The sequence below is a fragment of the Micromonospora sp. NPDC000121 genome (assembly GCF_042899165.1).
GTDB lineage: Bacteria > Actinomycetota > Actinomycetes > Mycobacteriales > Micromonosporaceae > Micromonospora.
This window is the reverse complement of sequence record NZ_JBIAZP010000003.1, coordinates 418,725-440,189: the sequence shown is the minus strand read 5'-3', so window position 1 is coordinate 440,189 and position 21,465 is coordinate 418,725. Positions and strand designations below refer to the sequence as shown.

The 21,465-nt window shown below is 75.8% G+C and carries 22 protein-coding genes and 1 pseudogene; 13 read left to right on the top strand and 10 right to left on the bottom strand.

The annotated features are described in order from the left end of the window. Positions 1–26: 26 nt before the first annotated feature. The gene (locus ACFY23_RS12550; RefSeq protein WP_350687529.1) at positions 27–740 is read right to left on the bottom strand and encodes a histidine phosphatase family protein; all 714 of its coding nucleotides are present in this window, start codon (positions 738–740) and stop codon (positions 27–29) included. 133 nt (positions 741–873) lie between these two features. Between ACFY23_RS12550 and ACFY23_RS12545 the strand changes: the two genes are divergently transcribed. Further along, entirely contained in the window at positions 874–1,500 is a 627-nt protein-coding gene (locus ACFY23_RS12545; protein WP_350687530.1) for an XRE family transcriptional regulator, read from the top strand. A gap of 88 nt (positions 1,501–1,588) precedes the next feature. On the opposite strand, the gene ACFY23_RS12540 is transcribed toward ACFY23_RS12545, so the two are convergent. Both ACFY23_RS12540 and ACFY23_RS12535 read right to left on the bottom strand, forming a co-directional pair. Beyond that, positions 1,589–2,425: an undecaprenyl-diphosphate phosphatase gene (locus ACFY23_RS12540; RefSeq protein WP_350687317.1), complete on the bottom strand. Its 837-nt coding sequence runs from the start codon at positions 2,423–2,425 to the stop codon at positions 1,589–1,591. After that, the gene (locus tag ACFY23_RS12535; protein WP_350687316.1) at positions 2,422–3,474 is read right to left on the bottom strand and encodes an LLM class F420-dependent oxidoreductase; all 1,053 of its coding nucleotides are present in this window, start codon (positions 3,472–3,474) and stop codon (positions 2,422–2,424) included. Before ACFY23_RS12535 ends, ACFY23_RS12540 begins: the two co-directional genes overlap by 4 nt. Positions 3,475–3,651: 177 nt before the next feature. Between ACFY23_RS12535 and ACFY23_RS12530 the strand changes: the two genes are divergently transcribed. Continuing rightward, entirely contained in the window at positions 3,652–4,623 is a 972-nt protein-coding gene (locus ACFY23_RS12530) for an aldo/keto reductase (protein ID WP_350687314.1), read from the top strand. A 105-nt stretch (positions 4,624–4,728) separates the two neighbouring features. Here ACFY23_RS12530 and ACFY23_RS12525 read toward each other — a convergent pair whose 3' ends face one another. Next, complete coding sequence (locus ACFY23_RS12525; RefSeq protein ID WP_350687425.1) at positions 4,729–5,631, bottom strand: hypothetical protein; 903 nt, start codon at positions 5,629–5,631, stop codon at positions 4,729–4,731. A gap of 123 nt (positions 5,632–5,754) precedes the next feature. Between ACFY23_RS12525 and ACFY23_RS12520 the strand changes: the two genes are divergently transcribed. The 3 genes from ACFY23_RS12520 to ACFY23_RS12510 all read left to right on the top strand — a co-directional run bounded on the left by ACFY23_RS12520 (position 5,755) and on the right by ACFY23_RS12510 (position 6,864). Next, a complete protein-coding gene (locus ACFY23_RS12520; protein WP_350687427.1) occupies positions 5,755–6,045 on the top strand; it encodes a hypothetical protein in 291 nt (96 codons plus the stop codon). Next, positions 6,042–6,476, top strand: a complete 435-nt coding sequence (locus ACFY23_RS12515; RefSeq protein ID WP_350687429.1) for a hypothetical protein — start codon at positions 6,042–6,044, stop codon at positions 6,474–6,476. Before ACFY23_RS12520 ends, ACFY23_RS12515 begins: the two co-directional genes overlap by 4 nt. A 196-nt stretch (positions 6,477–6,672) precedes the next feature. Then, positions 6,673–6,864 (top strand): DUF5703 family protein, encoded by a 192-nt coding sequence (locus tag ACFY23_RS12510; protein ID WP_013734349.1) that lies wholly within the window; start codon positions 6,673–6,675, stop codon positions 6,862–6,864. A gap of 75 nt (positions 6,865–6,939) precedes the next feature. Here ACFY23_RS12510 and ACFY23_RS12505 read toward each other — a convergent pair whose 3' ends face one another. Next, on the bottom strand, positions 6,940–7,593 hold the full coding sequence (locus ACFY23_RS12505; protein WP_350686346.1) for a hypothetical protein: 654 nt from the start codon (positions 7,591–7,593) through the stop codon (positions 6,940–6,942). 62 nt (positions 7,594–7,655) lie between these two features. Then, positions 7,656–8,984, bottom strand: a complete 1,329-nt coding sequence (locus ACFY23_RS12500; protein WP_350686345.1) for a M20/M25/M40 family metallo-hydrolase — start codon at positions 8,982–8,984, stop codon at positions 7,656–7,658. Positions 8,985–9,165: 181 nt separating this feature from the next. Between ACFY23_RS12500 and ACFY23_RS12495 the strand changes: the two genes are divergently transcribed. The 3 genes from ACFY23_RS12495 (at position 9,166) to ACFY23_RS12485 (ending at position 11,159) form a co-directional block, all read left to right on the top strand. Beyond that, complete coding sequence (locus ACFY23_RS12495) at positions 9,166–9,774, top strand: hemerythrin domain-containing protein (RefSeq protein ID WP_350686343.1); 609 nt, start codon at positions 9,166–9,168, stop codon at positions 9,772–9,774. 124 nt (positions 9,775–9,898) lie between these two features. Next, positions 9,899–10,894, top strand: a complete 996-nt coding sequence (locus tag ACFY23_RS12490; RefSeq protein ID WP_350686341.1) for a LysR family transcriptional regulator — start codon at positions 9,899–9,901, stop codon at positions 10,892–10,894. Positions 10,895–10,913: 19 nt separating this feature from the next. Next, positions 10,914–11,159 carry a hypothetical protein gene (locus tag ACFY23_RS12485; RefSeq protein ID WP_350686339.1) on the top strand — a complete coding sequence of 82 codons (246 nt, stop codon included), beginning with the start codon at positions 10,914–10,916 and terminating at the stop codon, positions 11,157–11,159. 191 nt (positions 11,160–11,350) lie between these two features. Here the strand turns inward: ACFY23_RS12485 and ACFY23_RS12480 are convergent, their stop codons facing one another. Genes ACFY23_RS12480 through ACFY23_RS12470 form a run of 3 tightly spaced genes read right to left on the bottom strand, consistent with a single transcriptional unit; the run spans position 11,351 to position 14,441 of the window. Beyond that, positions 11,351–11,701, bottom strand: a complete 351-nt coding sequence (locus tag ACFY23_RS12480) for a DUF3140 domain-containing protein (RefSeq protein WP_350686338.1) — start codon at positions 11,699–11,701, stop codon at positions 11,351–11,353. Then, positions 11,701–11,871, bottom strand: a complete 171-nt coding sequence (locus tag ACFY23_RS12475) for a hypothetical protein (RefSeq protein WP_350686336.1) — start codon at positions 11,869–11,871, stop codon at positions 11,701–11,703. The genes ACFY23_RS12480 and ACFY23_RS12475 overlap by 1 nt, the downstream gene beginning before the upstream one ends. 14 nt (positions 11,872–11,885) lie before the next feature. After that, on the bottom strand, positions 11,886–14,441 hold the full coding sequence (locus tag ACFY23_RS12470; RefSeq protein ID WP_350686334.1) for an ATP-dependent Clp protease ATP-binding subunit: 2,556 nt from the start codon (positions 14,439–14,441) through the stop codon (positions 11,886–11,888). A 212-nt stretch (positions 14,442–14,653) separates the two neighbouring features. On the opposite strand from ACFY23_RS12470, the gene ACFY23_RS12465 reads away from it, so the two are divergent. The 5 genes and pseudogenes from ACFY23_RS12465 to ACFY23_RS12445 all read left to right on the top strand — a co-directional run bounded on the left by ACFY23_RS12465 (position 14,654) and on the right by ACFY23_RS12445 (position 20,123). Then, positions 14,654–15,058 carry a hypothetical protein gene (locus ACFY23_RS12465; protein ID WP_350686333.1) on the top strand — a complete coding sequence of 135 codons (405 nt, stop codon included), beginning with the start codon at positions 14,654–14,656 and terminating at the stop codon, positions 15,056–15,058. Between the two features lie 124 nt (positions 15,059–15,182). After that, positions 15,183–15,443, top strand: coding sequence for a hypothetical protein (locus ACFY23_RS12460; protein WP_350686332.1), 261 nt, complete (start codon positions 15,183–15,185; stop codon positions 15,441–15,443). A gap of 9 nt (positions 15,444–15,452) precedes the next feature. Further along, positions 15,453–16,475 (top strand): annotated as a pseudogene (locus ACFY23_RS12455) (hypothetical protein); the annotation flags it as partial. A 322-nt stretch (positions 16,476–16,797) separates the two neighbouring features. Further along, positions 16,798–19,461: an FtsK/SpoIIIE domain-containing protein gene (locus tag ACFY23_RS12450; protein ID WP_350819162.1), complete on the top strand. Its 2,664-nt coding sequence runs from the start codon at positions 16,798–16,800 to the stop codon at positions 19,459–19,461. Next, positions 19,458–20,123, top strand: a complete 666-nt coding sequence (locus ACFY23_RS12445) for a hypothetical protein (RefSeq protein ID WP_350687291.1) — start codon at positions 19,458–19,460, stop codon at positions 20,121–20,123. The genes ACFY23_RS12450 and ACFY23_RS12445 overlap by 4 nt, the downstream gene beginning before the upstream one ends. A gap of 72 nt (positions 20,124–20,195) precedes the next feature. Here ACFY23_RS12445 and ACFY23_RS12440 read toward each other — a convergent pair whose 3' ends face one another. Beyond that, entirely contained in the window at positions 20,196–21,464 is a 1,269-nt protein-coding gene (locus ACFY23_RS12440) for a JmjC domain-containing protein (protein WP_350819160.1), read from the bottom strand. Position 21,465: the final 1 nt, after the last annotated feature.

Here is a 21,465-nt window from a genome sequence, read left to right as displayed (position 1 = left end):
CGTGGCGGCGGACCGCCGCCGGGCCGTCACCGGCCCGCCCCCGCGCCGCCGCCCACCGCCGCGTCGGAGTCGGCCGCGCCGGCCACCCGGGCCGCCCGGCGGCGCCGCTTGCGCGGCGGCGTCACCAGGGCGGACAGGTCGCCGCCGGTGTCGTTGAGCCGCACCAGGAACGGCCGCAGCGGGGTGTAGCGGATCGCCGTGACCGACGCGGGGTCGGCCACGATCCGCTGGAACAGGTCCAGGTGTACGCCGAGCGCGTCGGCAACGATGGCCTTGATCACGTCGCCGTGGCTGCACGCCAGCCACACCGCCTCCGGGCCGTGCTCCGCGGTGACCCGGGCGTCCCACGAGCGCACCGCGGCGACCGCCCGCGCCGCCATCGCCGCCATCGCCTCCCCCTCGGGGAAGACGGCGGCGCTCGGGTGCTGCTGGACGACCGGCCAGAGCGGCTCCTTGGCCAGCTTCTTGAGCGGCTGCCCCTCCCAGGTGCCGTAGCCGCACTCGGTCAGGCCCTCCTCCACGGTCGGACTGGCCGCGGGCAACGCCAGCTCCAGGGTCTGCCGGCAGCGGACGAGCGGGCTGGTCACCACCGCCGCCAGCGGCACGGCCCGCAGCCGCTCGCCCACCGCGACGGCCTGGGCCCGGCCGGTGTCGTCCAGCTCGACCGGCTGGCGGCCGGCCAGCCCGCCGTCCGCGTTCGCGGTCGTCCGGCCGTGTCGAAGAAGCAGAAGGGTCGCCACGGTGACACCCTATGGCCGCGCGCCCGGCGGCGGGCGCGTCCGACCGCCGGGTCCGGCCCCGGCCCGGTGGAGCACCCTGGCGCCATCCCGCCGTGGCGGCAAATCCTGTTGCCGATGTGGCAAGCTCGTGGCCATGGACGACGACCTCGACCACGCGCTCGGCGCGGTGGGACCCCGGCTGCGCGCGCTGCGCCGGCAACGCGCGACCACGCTGGCCGACCTGTCGGGGGCGACCGGCATCTCGGTCAGCACCCTGTCCCGGCTGGAGTCCGGCACCCGCCGGCCGACCCTCGAACTGCTGCTCCCCCTGGCGCGGGCCCACGGCGTCACGCTCGACGAGCTCGTCGGCGCCCCGCCCACGGGCGACCCGCGCATCCACCTGCGGCCCGTCACGCGGCACGGCATGACGATGCTGCCCCTCACCCGCCGGGCCGGCGGCATCCAGGCGTACAAGCTCGTGATCCCGGCCAGCAGCCCCCGCCGGGAGCCCGAGCCGCAGACCCACGAGGGCTACGAGTGGCTCTACGTCCTCAACGGGCGACTGCGGCTCGTCCTCGGCGAGCGGGACCTGGTGCTCTCCCCCGGCGAGGCGGCCGAGTTCGACACCCGGGTACCGCACTGGTTCGGGGCCGCCGACGCCGAGCCGGTCGAGTTCCTCAGCCTGTTCGGCAGTCAGGGCGAGCGGGCGCACCTGCGCGCCCGTCCCCGCGCGACACCAGCGTCGCCAGAACCGCCGGCGGAAGACCCGGACTGGCGCTGACGTCGCAGACGGCCGGCGGCCGCGCCGGACGCGCGCCGGCCCCCGTCCGCACGGGGCGGAGGCGGGGGCCGGCAGGGCTGCGGGCGGGTCAGGTGGCGCTGATGGTGCCCGTCATCAGCAGGGCCAGCACCAGGGTGCCCAGCGCGACCCGGTACAGCACGAAGACGTACAGGGTGTGGTGCGCGACGTAGCGCAGCAGCCAGGCGATGGCCGCGTACCCGACGCCGAAGGCGATGATCGTGGCCACGACCATCTGGGCGACGCTCGGCACGGAGGTGCCGGGGGCCGCCGGCTCGAAGACGTCGCCGACGCTGAAGATCCCGGACATCACCACCGCCGGGATGGCCAGCAGGAACGAGTAGCGCGCCGCCGCCTCCCGGGTGAGGTTGAGCAGCAGCCCGGCGGTGAGCGTGCCGCCGGAGCGGGACACGCCGGGGATCAGCGCCATCGCCTGGGCGAAGCCCATCACCACGCCGTCGCGCATCCGGAAGTTCTCCAGGGTGCGGGTCTGCCGCCCCCAGTACTCGGCGAACGCCAGCACGAACGCGAAGACGATCAGCGTGGTGGCCACCAGCCAGAGATTCCGCCCGGCGGTGCGGATCTGGTCCTTGAACAGGAAGCCGAACAGCCCGATCGGGATCGAGCCGACGATCACGTACCAGCCCATCCGGTAGTCGAGGCTGGAGCGGACCGACTTGTCCCGGATGCCGACCAGCCACGTCCGGGTGATCCGCCAGATGTCCTTGGCGAAGTAGATCAGCACCGCCGCCTCGGTGCCCAGCTGGGTGACCGCGGTGAACGACGCCCCGGCGTCGCGGTCGAAGAAGATCGCCGAGGTGATCCGCAGATGCCCCGACGAGCTGACCGGCAGGAACTCGGTCAGTCCCTGGACGATGCCCAGGACGATGGCCTCGACCCAGGTCACTCGCCGACTCCCGAGAGGTCCAGCGCCTCGGCGACGGTGCGCAGGGTCTGCACGCCGCTGTCCCGGTCCGCCGCGAACAGGCTCACCGACAACGTGGTGACGCCGGCGGCGGCGTACTCGCGCATCCGCTCGGCGATGCGTTCCTTCGGGCCCAGCAGCGAGGTCCGGTCAATGAACTCCATCGGCACGGCGGCCGCCGCGTCGCGGTGCCGCTTGGCCAGGTACAGGTCCTGCACCTCGCGGGCGGCGTCGCCGTAGCCCATCCGGGTGGCGAGCTGGTTGTAGAAGTTCTGCTGCCGGCTGCCCATGCCGCCCACGTAGAGGGCCGCGTAGAAGCGGACCAGCTCGGCGCAGGACGCGACGTCGTCGCCGACCACCACCGGCACGGTCGGAACCACGTCGAAGCCGGCGAGCTCCTTGCCTGCCTTCGCCCGCCCGGCCCGGACCGACGCGAGCTGTTCCTCGGCGAACTCGGGGGCGTAGAAGACGGCGAGCCAGCCGTCGGCGATCTCCCCGGCCAGCTCCAGGTTCTTGGGGCCGACCGCGGCGAGGTAGATCGGGATGCGTTCGCGCGGCGGGTGGAAGCTGAGGCGCAGCGCCTTCCCGGGCCCGTCGGGCAGCGGCAGCGTGTAGAACTCGCCGTCGTACGCGACCTCCTGGCGGGCGATGGCCAGCTTCACGATGTCCACGAACTCGCGGGTCCGCGCCAGCGGCTTGCCGAACCGCACCCCGTGCCAGCCCTCGGAGACCTGCGGGCCGGACACCCCCAGGCCGAGCCGGAACCGGCCGCCGGAAAGCGCGTCGATGGTGGCCGCGGTCATCGCGGTCATCGCCGGGGTCCGGGCGGGGATCTGCATCACCCCGCTGCCCACGTCGATCCGCTCCGTCTGCCCCGCCATCCAGGCGAGGATGCTCGGCGAGTCGGAGCCGTAGGCCTCCGCCGCCCACACCACCGAGTAGCCGAGCCGGTCCGCTTCCTGGACGAGAGCCAGGTGATCGGCCGGTGTGCTCCACGCTGTCTGGTATCCGAGGCTGAGCCCGAGTCGCACTAAGGTCCTCCCCCATCCGCACCACAGGTCGCATCAGGTTACGCAATGCGGCAGGACGCTCCGATCACCGGCTCACCGCAACCGGGGCCGGCCCGGGCGGTCGGAAACACGACGCGCCCGGCAGACTTGACGGGAGCGAGGATGTCCGCGCGGCCGGGTTCGAAATAAGGTTCACCCATGCAACAGCGACCGCTCGGCCGAAGCGGGCTGGCGGTTTCGCGGCTCGCGCTCGGCACCATGACGTGGGGCCGGGACACCGACGCCGACGATGCGGCCGCCCAGCTGAAGAGTTACCTCGACGCGGGCGGCAACCTGATCGACACCGCCGACGTCTACGGCGACGGCGACGCCGAGTCGGTCATCGGGTCGCTGCTGGGCACCCTGGTGCCGCGCGAGGAGCTGCTGATCGCCACCAAGGCGGGGCTGCGACCGGGCAGCGGCCGGCGCCGCGACGGCTCCCGGGGGCACCTGCTGCGGACGTTGGACGCCTCGCTGCGCCGCCTCAACACCGACCACGTCGACCTGTTCCAGGTGCACGGCTACGACCCCGACACCCCGCTGGAGGAGACCCTCGCGGCACTGGACCACGCGGTGGCCAGCGGCCGGGTCCGCTACGTCGGGGTGTCGAACTTCTCCGGCTGGCAGACCGCGCGGGCGGCCGCCTGGCAGGCCGCCTGGCCGGGCCGCGCCCCGGTGGTGGCCGCGCAGGTGGAGTACTCGCTGCTGGAGCGGGGCGTGGAGCGGGAGGTGCTGCCCGCGTGCGAGGCCCTCGGGCTGGGGGTGCTGCCCTGGTCGCCGCTGGGCCGCGGGGTGCTCACCGGCAAGTACCGGCACGGCCGCCCCGCCGACTCGCGGGCGGCTTCGCCGCACTTCGAGCGGTTCGTCGCCACCTACCTGGAGCCGCGCTGCTCCAGCATCGTCGAGGCGGTCGCCACCGCGGCCGGCGGGCTGGGGGTCTCGCCGCTGGAGGTGGCGCTGGCCTGGATCCGCGACCGTCCCGGGGTGGTGGCCCCGATCCTCGGCGCGCGGACGGTCGGGCAGCTGCTCGGCGCGCTCCAGGTTGAGCGGATGACGCTGCCGGAGGAGATCATCACCGCGCTGGACGACGTGTCGGCCGTGCCGGTCGGCTACCCCGAGCGCGACGGCTGACCTCCCGCGGCGTGGCGGCTGACCTTTCGCACCGCGCCGGCAGACCTCCCGCGGCGCGACGGCGCGGCGCCCGGCGCCCGCGCCGGTGCGGCGGGCGCGGCCGGTTCAGGCCGGAGGGCGCCGACCGGGGATGTCGCATACGGCGGCGAGGAACCGCGCCTGGTCGTCGCGGGTGGCCGGGTTGACGATCCGGATCCAGGAGCCGTCGTCGAACACGATGGTGGACGGGAACTGCGCGAGGCGGGCGGCGCCGTGGTCGGAGTCGATCCGGGCGACGCGCCCGCGGTCCACGCTCCACAGCAGCCGGGGGCGGCGGCGGTCCTCGCGGTCGGGGTCGGGGCGGCGGCCCATCCGCAGCAGGTGCAGGTGGGTGTCGGTGACGGCGAGCGGGGTGCCGGTGTAGCGCTCCAGGAACAGCAGCAGGCTGCCGGCGAGCGTGGCGAGGTCGCCGCTGAAGACGTACCGCCGCCGGTAGGCGATCTCCGCGAGTTGGTCGGCCAGCGGCCGGTAGCGGCTGAGCCGCAACAGCGCCCGGAACACCTCCTGATCGGCGGTGAGCGGCAGCGGCTGCCGGGGCTCGGCGGCCGGTCCCGGTGGGTCGGCCTCCGCCGCGTCCGGGGTGTCCGCGGCGAGGACGGCGGCGTCGCCCGGCAGCAGCAGGGCGCCCGCGACGATCCGCACGGGCGTCATCACGGCGTCCACCCACGCGACCGGGTTGACGACGTGGAGCAGCCCGAACAGCGCGCGCGGGTCGAGCGCCTCGGCCAGCTCCGCGTTCACCCGGTCGGCGAGCTGGCTGGCGGCCCGGTGGTTCTCGGGGGCCCGCACAGGCGCCAGGCCGACGTAGCGGATCTCCTCGCCGGGCAGCAGCGGCGCGACCAGGGCGCGCTCCGGCTCGTCGGTGGTACGGAACTCGTCGCGCAGCTCGCGGGCCCTGTCGCGGGCGGCCCGCGCCCCGCCGAGCACCGCCTCGGTCAGCCGGTCGAGCCGGCCTCGCACACCGGTCACGCCCCACCCCCTCGATCGACCCGCACCGGCACGGCGTCTCTCCACCGTGGCCGGGCGGACGACGATACGATCACGCGGCCGCCGGTCGCCACCCCGGACCGGCGCCGCGCCCCGGAGGTTCTCATGTCCGACCCGCTGTCCGCGTTCGACGCTCCCGCCGGACGGCTCGTCGACATCGAACGCCGCTTCGCCGGCCTCAGGGCCGACCTGGACGAGCTGAGCGGTACCGCGACCGCCGATAGTGGACGGGAGTCCACGACCGTCGACAGTGGACAGGCGCCCGCGACCGTCGGCGCCGCGCTCGGCGCGGGCCGGAAGGGGATCTTCCGCACCCCCGGCGACGTCGCCTCGCTGGGCCGGCTGGAGAAGGCGACGGGGCGGCTCGGCGGTCGCCTGCCGGGGCCACCGGCATGACCTCGCCGGGCTGGCCCGACGTCGTCGCCCGGCTCCACGACACCCTGTCCGGCTGCGACCGGGACACCGACCTGGAACTCGCCGCCGGTTCCCGCCGGCTGCACCTCATGGTGCGCCGGAACCGGGTCCGGGGGATCTGCCCCGCCTACGACGAGCGACACCTCGCGGAGCTCGGCTGGCAGGCGCCGCGGGGCGCGGGCGGCTGGTGGCACGAGACGCCGCGTACCCCCGAGGGCCTGCGTTGGTGGAGCGGGTTCGTGGCGCGGACCGCCGCCGCGGTGCTCACCACCGAACCCGACGCGCTGTCCTGCCAGGTCCTTCCGCCCACCGGCCCCCGGGTGCGGCCGGCACCGACCATGCCGCTGGCCCCGCCGGCGGTGGCCGCCCCGCCGCCGGCACATCCGCCCCTCGACGGCGCGCCCGTCGACTAGGGCGGTGTCGGGACCGGCCGGCCCCGGGGTGGACCGGGCGGCCCCGGGGTGGACCGGGCGGCGCCGGGTGGACCGGCCCGGTTCTGGGGCGGGGCGCGACCCCGGGTGGGTCACGTCACACCAGGGGGCCGGACGGCGGCACGGGTCACCGGCGAGGGGGTGGCGGACGGCCGCCAGGCTGGGCAGCATAGGGCTCATGGACTACGAGTACGCGCCGCTGCGGTTGCCGCCGAACGTCGACCGGTTGACCGCCGCGGCGCAGTTGGCGATCCAGGCGGAGTTCTCCGGGTGGGAGTTGGCCCGGGTGCGGCTGTACCGCGACGGCACGCGCCAGGTGGTGCTGCGCCGCCGACGGGTCAACCAGCCGCAGCCGGGCCTGTCGTACTGATCACCGGCGGGCACCGCCGGTGAGCGGACGCCCCGGGGCCCGGCCGCTGCGGCCGGGCCCCGGGGCGTCGCCGCCCTAGTGGGCGTGGTCGTGCTCGTCGTCGAGCTCCAGGAACGGGTGCTCGTCGAGCCGGCCCACCAGCCGGTCGTCGGCCGCCGGCTGGAACGGGCCGACCGGGTCGTCGTCGTCGAAGGACTCCAGGTCGACCGGGGTGCCGACCTCGCTGACCATCACCACGCCGTCCAGCGGCTCCAGCTCCGGCACGTCCAGCGCGGCGAGGGAGCCGTCGCCGCTCTGGAGCAGCTCCAGCACCGCCTCACCGACCCCCTCGACGGGCGCCGGCTCGTCCTCGGCCGGAGTGCCCTCCCGCCGGGCCACCTCGGCCACCCGGATCAACGCCGACACGCTCGGCACCCGGTAGTCGCGCCGCTGGCGTACCGAGATGACCCGCGGGTGCGGGTCGGTGGGCTCCACGCCCTCCCCGCCGCCGAAGCGCTCGTCGGCCTCGTCCGGGTCGATCGACTCGACGTCCCACGGGGTGACCTCGCCGAAGGCGTCCAGGAGTTGCTCGTCGTACGCGAAGGAGGCGTTGTTCAGCGCGACGTACGCCTGCCAGACGTCGTCGTCGTCGACGCGGCCCTGGGCGGCACGGACGGCGGCCAGGTGGTGGCGGGCCGCATCGATCACGCGCTCGAGGGCGGCGTCCAGCTCACCGTGCTGGTCGGTCATGTGGGTCAGTCCCTTCACGATGGGGAGGTTCCCCGACGGAACAGTGGTGTTCCGGACGGGGGCTAGCAGGTGCGGAGGAACCGGTCGAGAACCCGCACGCCGAACTGTAGTCCGTCCACCGGAACCCGCTCGTCGATGCCGTGGAACAGCGCGGAGAAGTTCAGGTCGGCGGGCAGCCGCAGCGGCGCGAAGCCGAAGCAGCGGATGCCGAGCTGGGAGAACGCCTTGGCGTCGGTGCCGCCGGAGAGCATGTACGGCACCGGCCGGGCCCCCGGGTCCTCCGCGCGCAGCGCCGCCGACATCGCGTCGACCAGGTCGCCGTCGAACGTCGTCTCCAGCGCGGGCTGGCGCTGGATGTACTCGATGACGATGTCCGGGCCGACCAGCTCGCGCAGCTGCCGCTCCAGCAGCTCCGACTGCCCCGGCAGGCTGCGGCAGTCGATGGTGGCGGTGGCCCGGCCGGGGATGACGTTGTCCTTGTAGCCGGCGGCGAGCCGGGTCGGGTTGGCGGTGTTGCGGATCGTCGCGCCGATGATGTTGGCGATCGGCCCGAGCTTGGCGATGGCGGTCTCCGGGTCCTCCGGGTCGAGTTCGATCCCGAGCAGGTCGGAGACCTCCTCCAGGAAGGCCCGGACGGTGTCGGTGACCACCACGGGGAAGCGGTGCCGGCCGACCCGGGCCACCGCCTCGGCGAGCGCGGTGACGGCGTTGTCGTCGTGCACCATCGAGCCGTGTCCGGGCCGGCCCTTGGCGCGCAGGCGCAGCCAGTCGATGCCCTTCTCGGCCGTCTCGATCAGGTAGAGCCGCTGCTCGTCGTTGACGGAGTAGGAGAAGCCGCCGACCTCGCCGATGGCCTCGGTGCAGCCGTCGAAGAGGTCGCGGTGCCGCTGGACGAGGAAGTGCGCGCCGTAGTCGCTGCCGGCCTCCTCGTCGGCGGTGTACGCGAGCACGATGTCGCGCGGCGGGCGCACCCCGGTGCGCTGCCAGTGCCGCACCACGGCCAGCACCATCGCGTCGAAGTCCTTCATGTCGATCGCGCCCCGGCCCCAGAGGTAGCCGTCGCGCAGCTCCCCGGAGAACGGGTGCACCGACCACTCGTCGGCGTCGGCGGGGACCACGTCGAGGTGGCCGTGCACCAGCAGGGCGCCGCGGCTCGGGTCGGTGCCCGGGATGCGGGCGACCAGGTTGGCGCGGCCCGGCGCCGACTCGTGGATGACGGACTCGACGCCCACCTCGGCCAGCTTCTCCGCCACGTACTCGGCGGCGGCCCGTTCGCCGACGCTGGTGTCGTTGTCCCCGGTGTTGGTGGTGTCGATCCGCAGGAGGTCGCGGCACAGGCCGACGACCTCGTCGGTGGGGTCGGGAAGGGCGGAGGCGGCGTCGCTCGTCATCGGTTCTTCATACCAGCCGACCGGTCCGCCCCGGTCGCCCCGTCCCGCCCCTGTGGCGCGGCGGACGGGGCCGCCGGGGCCGGTGCACACCGCCGCCCCGTTTCGCCGCCGGCGCGGTCGGGTACCGCCGGTCGCGACCGCACCCCACCACGTGCTCCGCCCGCCGCCCGAGGAGGGCACCATGACCGTTCCCCTGCCCCCGCTGCCGCCCACCGGAGAGGACGAGACCTTCCGGCCGGGCGGGCGCAGCATCGCCGACATCGTCGACGCCGAGCACCGGCAACTGCGGGGGCTGCTGCGCCGGCTCACCGACGCCGACCCCGAGCCGGCACCGGAACGCGGGCTGGAGGTGCTGACGGCGGCGCTGTCGCGGCACCTGTCCGCCGAGGAGCAGTACCTGCTGCCCGCGGTCCGGGCCGCGCTGCCCGACGCCGCCGACCGGGTGGACCGGACGCTCGCCGACGACGCGGCCCTGCTGACCGCTCTGCGCGGGCTCGCCGACGACGGGCTGGCCGAGGTCGACGCGCGGGTGCGCCGCCACGTCGAGGAGGTCGGCGCCCTGGTCGTGGCGCTGCGCGAGGTAGCCAGCCCCGAGGAGCTGATCCGCCTGGGCAACCGGCTGGAGATCGCCGAGGAGGCGGCCCCGACCAGACCGCATCCGGGCACGCCGGCGACTCCGCCCTGGAACCGGGTCGTCGAGCCGGCGGTGGGCGTGGTCGACAAGGTGCGCGACGCCGTCACCGGCCGACCCACCTACCTCGCCGACCTGGCCGAGCCGCCGTCGAGCTGAGCGCCGTCGAGCTGAGCCGCCGGCTCACCCGCCGGGCGCGCCGGCCACCGGTCCGGCACACATCGGAGGCTGTTGATCCGTCCAGGGCCTTCCGCCGGCCGCTGCGGGGTCATACCGTCACTCTATGAATCTGGAGCTGCGTCACCTGAGGGTGGTCTGCGCGATCGCGGAGACGGGGAGCGTGACCAAGGCGGCCTCGGCGCTCGGCCTGGCCCAGCCGGCGCTCACCGCCCAGCTCCAGCGCATCGAGCGGACGCTGGGCGGGCCGCTGTTCGAACGGGACCGCCGCGGCGCCCGGCCCACCGCCCTCGGCGAGCTGGTGCTCGCCCGGGCCCGGGTGCTGCTGCCGGCCATGAAGGGCCTGCAGGACGAGGCGGCCCGGCTGGCCGGCGCCGCGGACGCCCCCCGGCGCTACCGGTTCGGCGGGGTGAACAGCCCGATCCTCGGTCGGCTCGTGCACCGGCTCGCCGCCGACCCCCCGCCGGCCCAGATCACCACCCACGCCTCCTGGTCCGCGGAGGAGCTGACCCACCTCGTCGCGGGCGGCCGGCTGGACTTCGCGCTGATCGGGGTGTGCGGCGATGCCGCGCCGCCGGCCGAGTACGGGTTGAGCTGGCGGGAGGTGGCCGTCGACCCGGTGCTCGTCATGCTGCCCGAGCAGCACCCGCTGGCCGGCCGGACCGAGGTGCCCCTGGCCGACCTGCGCCGCGAGCAGTGGGTCGCCGCGCCGGGCGACGGCTGCTTCGGCGACTGCTTCGCCGCCGCCTGCGCCCGCGCCGGCTTCACCCCCCGGAAGCTGTACGAGGCCGACGTGCGCGTGTGCATCGACATGGTCGACTCCGGCGAGGCGGTGGCGCTGTGCCAGGCCACCTTCCGCCCGGTCGCCGGGCTGGTCACCCGGATGCTCGCCGGAACCCCGCTGCGCTGGCGGCTGATGCTCGGCTGGCACCCCGACTCCCCCGCCGCCCAGGACGCCGAGGTGGTGCTGGAGACCGCGCTGGCGGCGTACACCGACTCGCTGGCGGCGCATCCGGAATACCTGTCCTGGCTGCTGCGCAACCCCGGCTTCGGGGCGCGGGGGCTGACGGCCGCCGGGACGGACGGGGTGCGAACGGCCTGACGTCGGGTATCAGGCGGGCATGACCGATCTCTACCCCGCCGCCGACGACCGGGAGATCCTCCGGCAGGCGGCCGCCGCGCACACGTCCGCCGCCCGCGACGTGGAGGCATTCCTGCGCCGCCTGCCCGAGACGCCCGGCCCGGCGGACGTCACGGAGTACGCCACCCTGCTCACCCGGGAGGAGCGGACGCGCGCCTACCGCGAGGCGGCGGCCGACGCCGCGGGCCTGACGATCGGCAGCCTGGAGAGCGACCAGGGCCGATGACACGGACCGGCGGCGCCCGGGGGTGTTCCCCGGGCGCCGCCGATTCGCGTGTTCCTCCCGGACGGCCCGGACGCGGATGGCCCGCGTGTGCGGCGCGATGCGCCCGCCGTACCGCCCTCCAGCGGACCGTCCGCGCGTGCGGACGGTCCCGCGGGTAGACGAGCGCTCCCCGCGTCTCGGGCCGGGACGGGTCAGCGTTCGACGAGGACGTCGTGGCCCAGGTCGAGCAGCGAGTGTCGCCACTCGTCGTCGGCGTTGCCGCGCGGCGGCTTGGCCTCCAGCAGGTTCTGGATCTCGTCGATCGCGTCCTGCATCACCTTGATGTCCTCCGGGGTGAGATCGACCTTGCGTTTGCTCAGCACCCGGAGGATCCGCCGACCCAGCTCGGGCAGGTCGAGGTCCGGGTCCGGCCCGAACGACTCCTCCCCCGAGCCGCGGGTGAGCAGCCACTGCCGCAACTGCTCGGACGGGACGTTCACCTGCGCGTGGAAGTCGTCCCAGAGCACTTCCACGTCGGGTTCGAGCCGCTGCTCGCGTACCATCAGCCCTCCTCTCGACGGCGACGGTCGGACGCCGCCGGCTCCGGCTCGTCGCCCTGCTGCTGGCCCAGGCCCTCCGGCGGCACCTGCACCCGGGCGGGGTTCGCCGTCGGCGGCGCCAGGATCGGATCGGTGCGGTCGGTCTCTTCCTGGGTCTCCTCGGGTTCGGTCATCTCCGCCCTCCGGGTCATCGGGGATGGGACGTGCTGGCCGCGCTGTACGGGCGCTCGCCGGCGGTCACGTCGAAGGCGAGTCGGCCGTCGCGGGCGTCGACGACGACCTTCTGGCCGGGCGAGACGGCCGATTCCAGCAGCATCCGGGAGAGGTGGTTGTCCACCTCCCGCTGGATGACCCGGCGCAGCGGCCGGGCGCCGAACTCCGGCTGGTAGCCGTGCTCGGCCAGCCAGTCGATGCCGGCGGTGGTGAAGTCGACCTGGATGTCCTGGGCGTGCAGCCGGCGCCGGGTCTCCTCCAGCATCAGTTCGGTGATCTGGCGCAGCTGCTCGGCCTCCAGCCGGCGGAAGATGATCACCTCGTCGATGCGGTTGAGGAACTCCGGCCGGAAGTTCTCCTGGAGCCGGCGCATCAGCCGCTCGCGCAGCTCGTCGCGCTCGGCGTCGGTGCCCGGCGCGCCGGCGCCGAACCCGACCGCGCGCTGGGTGCCGGTGATCAGCTCCGAGCCGAGGTTGCTCGTCATGATCAGCACGGTGTTCTTGAAGTTGACCGTACGTCCCTGGCTGTCGGTGAGCCGGCCGTCGTCGAGCACCTGGAGCAGGATGTTGAACACGTCCGGGTGGGCCTTCTCGATCTCGTCGAGCAGCACCACCGCGTACGGGCGGCGGCGCACCGCCTCGGTGAGCTGGCCGGCCTCCTCGTAGCCGACGTACCCGGGCGGGGCGCCGACGAGCCGGCTGACCGTGTGCCGCTCCTGGAACTCGCTCATGTCCACCCGGACCATCCGGTCGGCCTCGCCGAAGAGCGCCTCCGCGAGGGCCCGGGCCAGCTCCGTCTTGCCGACGCCGGTCGGCCCGAGGAACAGGAAGCTGCCCATCGGCCGCTCCGGGTCGGCCAGCCCCGTACGCGAGCGGCGGACCGCCTCGGCGACCGCGGTGACCGCGTCGTCCTGGCCGACCACCTTCTCGTGCAGGTAGCCCTCCAGGCGCAGCAGCCGGTCGCGTTCCTCCTCGGTGAGCTGGTTGACCGGGATGCCGGTGGCCCGGGAGACCACCTCGGCGATCTCCCGCGGCCCCACCGCCGGCACCTGCGAGGTGGCGCCCTCGTCGCCCCGGGCGCGGCGGATCTGCTCCTCCAGCTCGGCGAGCCGGTCACGCAGGGTGGACGCCTTCTCGTACTGCTCGTCGGCGACGGCCTGCTCCTTGTCCCGGCGTACCTCGTCGAGCTGCGTCTCCAGCTCGCGCACGTCGGAGGCGGGCGTGCGGGTACGCAGCCGGACCCGGGCGCCGGCCTGGTCGATCAGGTCGATCGCCTTGTCCGGCAGGTACCGGTCGGTGACGTACCGGTCGGACAGCTCGGCCGCGGCGACCAGCGCCTCGTCGGTGAACCGCACCTGGTGGTGCGCCTCGTAGCGGTCCCGCAGGCCGCGCAGGATCGCCACGGTGTCCTCGACGCTGGGCTCCGGCACGAACACCGGCTGGAACCGGCGGGCCAGCGCGGCGTCCTTCTCGATGCTCTTGCGGTACTCGTCCAGGGTGGTCGCGCCGATCACCCGCAGCTCGCCCCGGGCCAGCGCGGGCTTGAGCATGTTGGACGCGTCCATGCCGCCCTCGCTGCCCGCCCCACCCGCGCCGACCAGGGTGTGGATCTCGTCCAGGAAGACGATCAGCTCCTCGCGGTGCGCGCGGATCTCGTCGATCACCTTCTTCAGCCGCTCCTCGAAGTCGCCCCGGTAGCGGGTGCCGGCGACCAGCCCGGCGAGGTCGAGCTGGACCACCCGCTTGCCGAGCAGCGTCTGCGGCACGTCGCCGTCGCAGATCCGCTCGGCGAGGCCCTCCACGATCGCGGTCTTGCCGACGCCCGCCTCGCCGATCAGCACCGGGTTGTTCTTCGTACGCCGGGACAGGATCTCGACGGCCTGCTCGATCTCGTCGGCCCGGCCGATCACCGGGTCGATCTGGTCGTTGCGGGCCAGGTCGGTGAGGTCCTGGCCGTACTGGTCCAGCGTGGGGGTGCCCCGGTCCGGCTTCGGTCCGGCCATCGGCCCGCGCTCGGCGCTGGCCGCCTGCAGGGACTCGGGCTGGATCCGGCCGGCGGCGAGCATCCGGCCTGCCGGGGACTCCGGGTTCAGCGGCAGCGCCATCAGGATGTGCTCGGGGCCGATGTAGTTCGCGCCCATCGCCCGGGACAACTGGTGGGCGTCGAGCAGCGCCCGCTTCGCCGCCGGCGTCAGCGACAGGTTCGGCGGCACCTCGCCCCGGGGCGCGCCGTCGCCGCGCCCACCGAGCGCGTTGAGCAGGGTGTCCGGGTCGGCGCCGGCGCGGCGGACCAGGTCGCGCAGCGGCTCGCGTTGCAGCGCCGCCCACAGCAGGTGATCGGTGTCGAGGTCGGTGCTCTGCCGCTGGGCGGCCCGGCGGGCCGCGTCCGCCAGCATCTCGCGGGCGTCGGCGGTCATCAGCCGGGTGATGTCGACCCGGTGCGCGGGTCGGCGCCCACCCTCGCCCCGGCCGAAGTACCGGGCCAGGAACTCGTCCCACGGGTCGGAGCCGAAGTCGCCGGGTCCATTCATGTCTTCCTCCGCATCCTCGGGCGCGGCACGGTCGCCAGGGGCTACCCGGCGGTCGGCCCGACAAACGCCGCCGCCCGCCGAGGCGACCCTGCGTACCCCCGGCGCCCTGCCAGCGGTGTGCGTGTAAGGAAGGGCCCCCTGTTAACGCCTGGGGTAGAGGAAGGGTCCCTTCCTTCCACGTGGCGGCGGGGGCGGGGTGGCAGGCTGGCGGGATGGGACCGACGCCGCTGCTGATCGTGGACGCCGCCAACGTGGTGGGTTCCCGCCCGGACGGCTGGTGGCGGGACCGCGCGGGCGCCACCGCCCGGCTACGCGACTCGCTGGCCCGGGTGGCCGACGACGGACTCCCCCCGGAGCTGCCGCCCCCGGTGGAAGTGGTGCTGGTGGTGGAGGGCCGGGCACGGGACGTGCCGGGCACGGCCAGGGTCCGGGTGGTCGCCGCGGCCGGGTCCGGGGACGACGCCGTGGTCGAGCTGGTAGCCGGCGCGCCGGACCGCCGGCGGCTGGTCGTCACGGCCGACCGTGAGCTGCGGGAACGGGTCGCGGCACTGGGCGCCGAGGTGCACGGCCCGCGCTGGTTGCGGGACCGGACCGAACCCCGACACGAGTCCCGTTAATCGGACCCAGGGTGCTTCCGGTCGACAACCGGTCACGGAGGCAGGAACACTGACAGGGCGGATGTTCTCTCACCGCACCCGATAGGCTCTAATGGAGGCCTCCCCGCCCCCAGGAGGTTTCGCCGTGGCGAGCGTCGCCGAGCTCAAGGCAGCCATCGATGTCGCGCTCCAACAGATCGGCGACGGCCAGACCGCCGTGCAGGCGGCCGGCGAGAAGCTGGCCGAGGCGCAGCAGACGCTGGCCGGCGCGCTGGAGGGCAGCGGGCACGAGACCGTCGAGGCGGCCCAGTCCTCGCTGACCCAGGCCAGCCAGGAGCTGGAGGAGTGCCTCGCCGCGACACTCGTCGCGGTCGAGCAGGCGCAGCTCTACATCGCGACGCTCTGAGGCCGGGCCGTGTCCATCGTCGAGGACGTCGGCGCGCAGGTCCGCGCCGCCGCCGAGGACCTGCCGCTCGCCCAGCTCGCCCAGGCCCTCGAGAAGTTCGGCCTGGCTGCGGAACGGCTGCGCTGGGTGCGCCAGGAGTCGGCCGACCCGATGGGCGTACCCGAACTCTCCGCCGCCACCGAGCACGCCGAGACCGCCGGCTACGCGCTGCGCGTCGCGCAGGAGCAACTGTCGGCGTACCTGACGGCGATCGGGCTCGGCCCCGACGGCGCGCCGGCGCCCGGGCCGGAGCGGCAGCAGCGCCGGCCGGCGAACGACGCGCCGCGCGAGGCGGCCCCGGTCGCCCCGGCGCCCGAGCCGGCCGGCGAGGTGAAGCTGCGCCGCTGGTGGTCGGTGCGGGTGGCCGAGCTGACCGGCGGCAGGGAGGGGCCGCCGGACGAACCCGACGAGCGGGTCGGCGATTCCCGGGAGCTGCTGCGCCGGGTGGTGGGCGGGGTCCGGGCCGGCGACCGGGACCGGCTGCACCGCGAGCTGCGCCGCGCGCGCGCCGACGTCGGCCTCGGCCTGGCCGCGGTGGCGCCGCCGCTGCTGCGCGACCTGGCCGGGGAACTGCTCGGGCACCCGCCGCGCGCCGACGACCTGGGACGACTGCGCCGCGAGTTGGACGGCCGGGTCCGGGACCTGCTGCCCGGGCTGCCGGCGCCGGTGCTGGACACCCTCCTGACCCGGGTCTGCCGGATGCCGCCGCCACGGCGGGGCGAGGCGGAGCAGCCGCACGCGGCCGACCCGGCGGTCACCGCCGGGGTGCTGACCGGCGTGCTGCTGGCCCGGCTCGGCCGGGACCTGCCGGCCGAGGGCGAGCGGGACCGGCAGGCCGAGGCCGCCCGGGAGCGGCAGGCCGACGCCGAGCGGGACCGCCGGGCCGACGCCGCGCGCGACCGGGCCGCCGACGCCGAGTGGGAGCGGCGCGCCGCCGGCGCGCGGGACCGGGCGGCCGCAGCGCGGGAGCGGGCCGCCGCGGCATCCGAACGGGCGGCCTCGGCGCACGAGCGGACCGCGGCGGTGCGGGACCGGGCCGCCGCCCGGCGGAACGGATCGGCGGGCGGCGGGCAGACCGGGCCGGAGGGCGGCAGGCAGACCGGGCCGACGGGAAGCGGGCAGACCGGGCCGGAGGTCGGGGGGCGGGCCGCCCCGGGCGATCCGGCGGCACCGGGCGGAGCGGGGACATCCGGCGGGCCGGCGGCCGGCCGGGGCGCGGCGAGCGCCGGCCGGCCCGGCGGCGGTCGCGCCTGGTCGAGCCCGCCGGGCCGGCCGAGGTCCGGCGGGGCCGGGGAGGCGCGGCCGCGGGGCGTCGATGGCTGACCGGCGGACGCAGCTGGTCACCCGGGTCCGGGGCATGCTCGGCGAGGCCCTCGGCGCGACCCGGACCCGGCTCTCGACGGCGCAGGCCGAGCTGACCACGGCCCGGGAGCGGCTGGCGAAGGTGCGGCGGGCCGCGGCGGTCGTGCCGGAGCGGGTGGGCGCGCAACGGGACCGCCGGCTGGCCGACATCGACGACCGGCACGCGGCGCGAATCGCCGAGCTGGCTCGCCGTGCGGCGGACGCCGCGCGGCGGGAGGCCCCCGGCGCCGGGTCCGCCGACTGGGCGCGATGGCGCCCCACCCCGGCGCGGCGGTCGGAGCCGCCCGGCGCGCTGCGGATCGGCACGGTGCGCATCCCGGGCGCGGAACCGGTGCCGGCGCTGGTGCCGCTGCTGGACGCCGGCCACGTCGAGCTGGCCGGGGACGACCGGGACGGCGGCGAGGCGGTGGTGTCGGCCCTGCTGCTGCGCGCCGTCGGCCGGGCCGACCCGGGCGCCGTCCGACTGATCGGCTACGACCCGGAACACCTGGGCGGCGGCCTGGCCGGCTTCGCCCCGCTCGGCACCGCCGGCCTGCTCACCTTCGTCGGCCCGGGCGGGCTGGGCCGCCTCCTCGACGACCTGGTGGAGCAGATCCGCCGGATCAACGAGACGGTGCTGGCCGGGGAGCACGCCTCGCTGCGCGAGCTGGCCGCCGCGACCGGCCGCCGGCCGGAGCCGTGGCGGGTGGCGGTGCTGCTCGGCGGGGACGAGCTGTCCCGGCACGAACGCGGCCAGCTCGACCGGGTGGTCCGCACCGGGGCGGCCTGCGGGGTGCACCTGGTGGTCCGGGGCGTGTCGCTGCCCGACGACCCCACGGTGACCCGGGTGACGCTCGACCCCGACGGCGCGCGGATCGGCGGGTTGCCCGTCCGATTGGACCCGCCGCCGCCGGCGACCCTGGTCACCGAGACCTGCCGGGACGTGGCGGCGCGGGTGAACGCCGGTCCCGCCCCGACCCCGTTCACCGACCTGCTCCCGCCCCCGGAGCAGATGTGGCGGGAGGATTCGGCGACCGGGTTGACCGCCCCGATCGGCGAGGGGCCGCACGGGCGGCCGGTACTGCTCACCCTGGGCGACTACCCGCCGCACGCGCTGATCGGCGGTCCGTCCGGCACCGGCAAGACGAACCTGATCTTCGCCTGGATCGGCGCACTGGCCGCCCGCTACTCCCCCACCGAGTTGGAGTTCTACCTGCTGGACTTCAAGGAGGGGGTCTCCTTCGCCCGGTTCGCCCAGGGCCGGCGCGACCCGAGCTGGCTGCCGCACATGCGGCTCGTCGGGATCAACGTCAACACCGACCGGGAGTTCGGCCTGGCGCTGCTGCGCTTCCTCGCCGAGGAGCTGCGCCGGCGGGCCGACGCCGCGAAGAAACACGAGGTCACCAAGCTCGCCGAGCTGCGCGCGGTCGACCCGACGGGGCACTGGCCGCGGATCGTCGCGGTGGTCGACGAGTTCCAGATGCTGCTGGCCGGGCGTGACGTGGTCGCCCGCGAGGCCGCCGACCTGCTGGAGGACCTGGCCCGGCGCGGCCGGTCCCAGGGCATCCACCTGGTGCTCGCCTCGCAGGACGTGCGCGGCATCGAGGCGCTCTGGGGGCGGCCGGCCCTGGTCGCCCAGTTCACGCTGCGCATCGCGCTGCCCAAGGCGCTGCGGATCCTCGCCGAACGCAACGACGCCGCCCAGTCGCTGCCCCGCCACCACGCGGTGGTCAACGCCGAGTCGGGCATGGCCGAGGGCAACCAGGTGGCCCGCATCCCGTCGGCCAGTGACTGGGAGACGTGGAGCGAGCTGCAGCACCGGCTGTGGCGGATGCGCCCGCAGGACGCCGCCCCGGCCCGGCTCTTCGACGGCGACGCGATCCCCCGGCTCGCCGACGCGCCGGACTTCCGGGCGCTCACCGCCCCGGAGGCGGGCCACCCGCGGACGCCGGTCGCGCTGCTCGGCGAGATCATCGACGTGCAGGCCCGCTCGGCGGCGCTGCGGCTGCCCCGAGCCCCCGGGCGCAACCTGGCGGTGCTCGGCACGCGGGTGGACGAGGCGTGCGCGGTGCTCGACGCGGCGGCCCGCTCGCTGGCCCGGCAACACCGTCCCGGCACGGCCCGGTTCTCCATCGCCTGCCTCGACCCGGACGCCGACCCGGCCGCCCGCTCCCTCTACGAGGACCTCGCCGACGACGCCGCCTGGTACGACGAGGAGACCGTCGGCGAGCTGGTGGCCGAGACCGCCGAGGGCCTCGGCGCGCCGGGCACCCCGCACTACCTGCTGCTGTTCGCGGTCGACGCGGCGGCCGGGGCGCTGGCGACACGGGTCGGCCGGCGTACCGGGCTCGAGGAGCTGCGCCGGATCCTGCACGACGGGCCGGAACGGCGTACGCACGTGCTGGCCTGGTGGCGGGGCGTCGCCCGGATGCGCGCCGACCTGGGCGGGCCGGCGGCGCGGACGGACCAGATCGGTGCCTGGGTGGCGCTGGACGCGCACGGCGGCGAACTGGGTTCGTCGCTCTATCCGGGCACCGGCGGCCCGGACTGGTATCCCCGCCCCTGGCGCGGGTTGTTCTTCGACCGGGCGGTGCACCGCACCGGTCAGGTGATCATCCCCTACGGACCGGCCCGATGAACGAACCGGTGACGAGCGAGACGTACGCGGCGCAGCTGCGGCGGCTGGCCGAGCTGACCGCGCGGGTGCGCGACCAGCGGACCGAGGCGCACACCTGGTACGCGCAGCAGTGCGCGGCCGCGGAACGGGCGGTCGCCGAGGCCGAGACCGAGGTCGCGCGCGCCGAGCGGGAGCTGGTGGCGGCGCGGGAGCTGCAGGAGCGGGTGGACGCCGAGGTCGCCCACCTGTGGCAGCAGCTGCGGGGCCGGCTCGGTGGGGGCGGTCGCCGGGCGGGCGGGCCGCCGGCGCCGGTGCCGGGCGCCACGGCCGACCCGGTGACGCTGCTGGACGGCGTGCGCGACCTGCTGAACCGCACCCGCCAGCCCGGTGACCTGCCGGGTTCGGTGAACCCGCTGCTGGCGTTCTGCGGCGCGGCTGGCGCCGTGCTCGCGTACGCCCTGGGCGGCGCGGCCCGGGCGGCGGGCGACCGGTACGGCGGCGAGCTCGCGGTCGGGTTGCCCGTCCTGGCCCTGGTGGTCACCCTGTTGGGCCCGCTGGTCGGCCTGGTGCCGGCGAAGGCCCTCGCCGACCGCCGGCACGCCGTGCTCGGCCCCCGCCCGGTCACGGTGGTCCTCGGCGCCGGCCTGCTCACCACGGCCCTGCTGCTGACCCTCGCCCGCTGACCCCGCGACCGGCGTGGGTGTCGCCCGGCGGGGTGGGGTTCCCGCGTGTCGGGCGCGGGGTGGGGCGCGGCGTCAGGCGGGGACGGCGACGGCCTCCCGGAGCAGGCGGCGGGCCAGGGTGACCCGGTCGGCGTCGTCGTCGAGGCCCGGCAGGTCGCCGACCCGGATGGCCTCGCCGGTGAGCAGGGCGCGCACCGCCGGCGCGCACGACGCGGGCAGGGTGATGGTGCGGTCGAACAGGCGCAGCGCCACCCGGTCCCCCTGGGGGGCGAACTGCCAGCGCAGGCCCGGGCGCGGGGCGAGCCGGGTGTCGGCGTCCAGCGCCGCCAGCGCGGCGGCCTGGGCCAGGGGCCGGATCGGCGCCGGCCGGGCGGCCGGCCAGGCGCGCTGGCGAAGCCGGGCGGCCACCGCCGCCGGGTCGGCCCGCAGCAGCCAGTCCCGCAGCGCCTCGACGGTCTCGGTCAGCTCCGGCTCGATCGCGTCCGGGTCGGCCACGTCGGTGCCGAACGGCAGCGTGGCGCGCAGCCGCTGGTCCTCGGCCGCCAGGGCGAGCAACTCCTCGACCAGCGCGTACCGGGTCAGCGCCCGGACACCGACGGTCAGGTGCACCGAGCTGGACTCCTGCGCCTGCGCGCTGTGCAGCCAGCCGCGGGGCAGGTAGAGCGCGTCGCCGGGGCCGAGCACCACGTCGAGGGCGGGCGGGCCGTCGGCGGTGGCGGCGACCTCGTCGGCCCGCCCGCCCCAGGTCTGTTTCTCCAGCGGGTCGGGCAGCACCGGCGGATGGATCCGCCAGTGCTTGCGGCCGTCGACCTGGAGGACGAAGACGTCGTGGGTGTCGTAATGGGTGGCGAACCCCTGATTGCCGGCGGGGGTCAGGTAGGCGTTGACCTGCAACGGCTGCCCGACCGCGGCGCCGAGGTCGCGGGCGAAGTCGATCAGGGCCGGCCAGGTGCGGTGCAGGCCCTGCAGCACCAGGGTGGCGCCGTCGGCGTACAGCTCCAGGACCCGCTCGTCGAGGACCTGGTCGCCGATCTCGGCCCCGGCGCCGCCGCCGCCGGTGAAGCGCGCCGCCGGGACGAGCTGGCCGTCCTTGGCGATGCGCAGGAACGGGGTACGCAGACCGCGCCGGCTGAGCAGCTCGTCGGCGTCGGCGGGGCTGAGCAGGTCGGTGAACCCGGCGGGGTTGGGCAGCTCGTCGGCGCGGGACAGCAGCGGCGTGCGTCCCCAGTGGGCGGCGGCGAACTTCGCCGGCTCGACCGACACGCAGCGGGTCAGCGCGGCCGAGGGTGCGGACGCAACCGCCGGGCGGCCGTGGCCGCCCGGCGGGTCGACGTGGGTCACG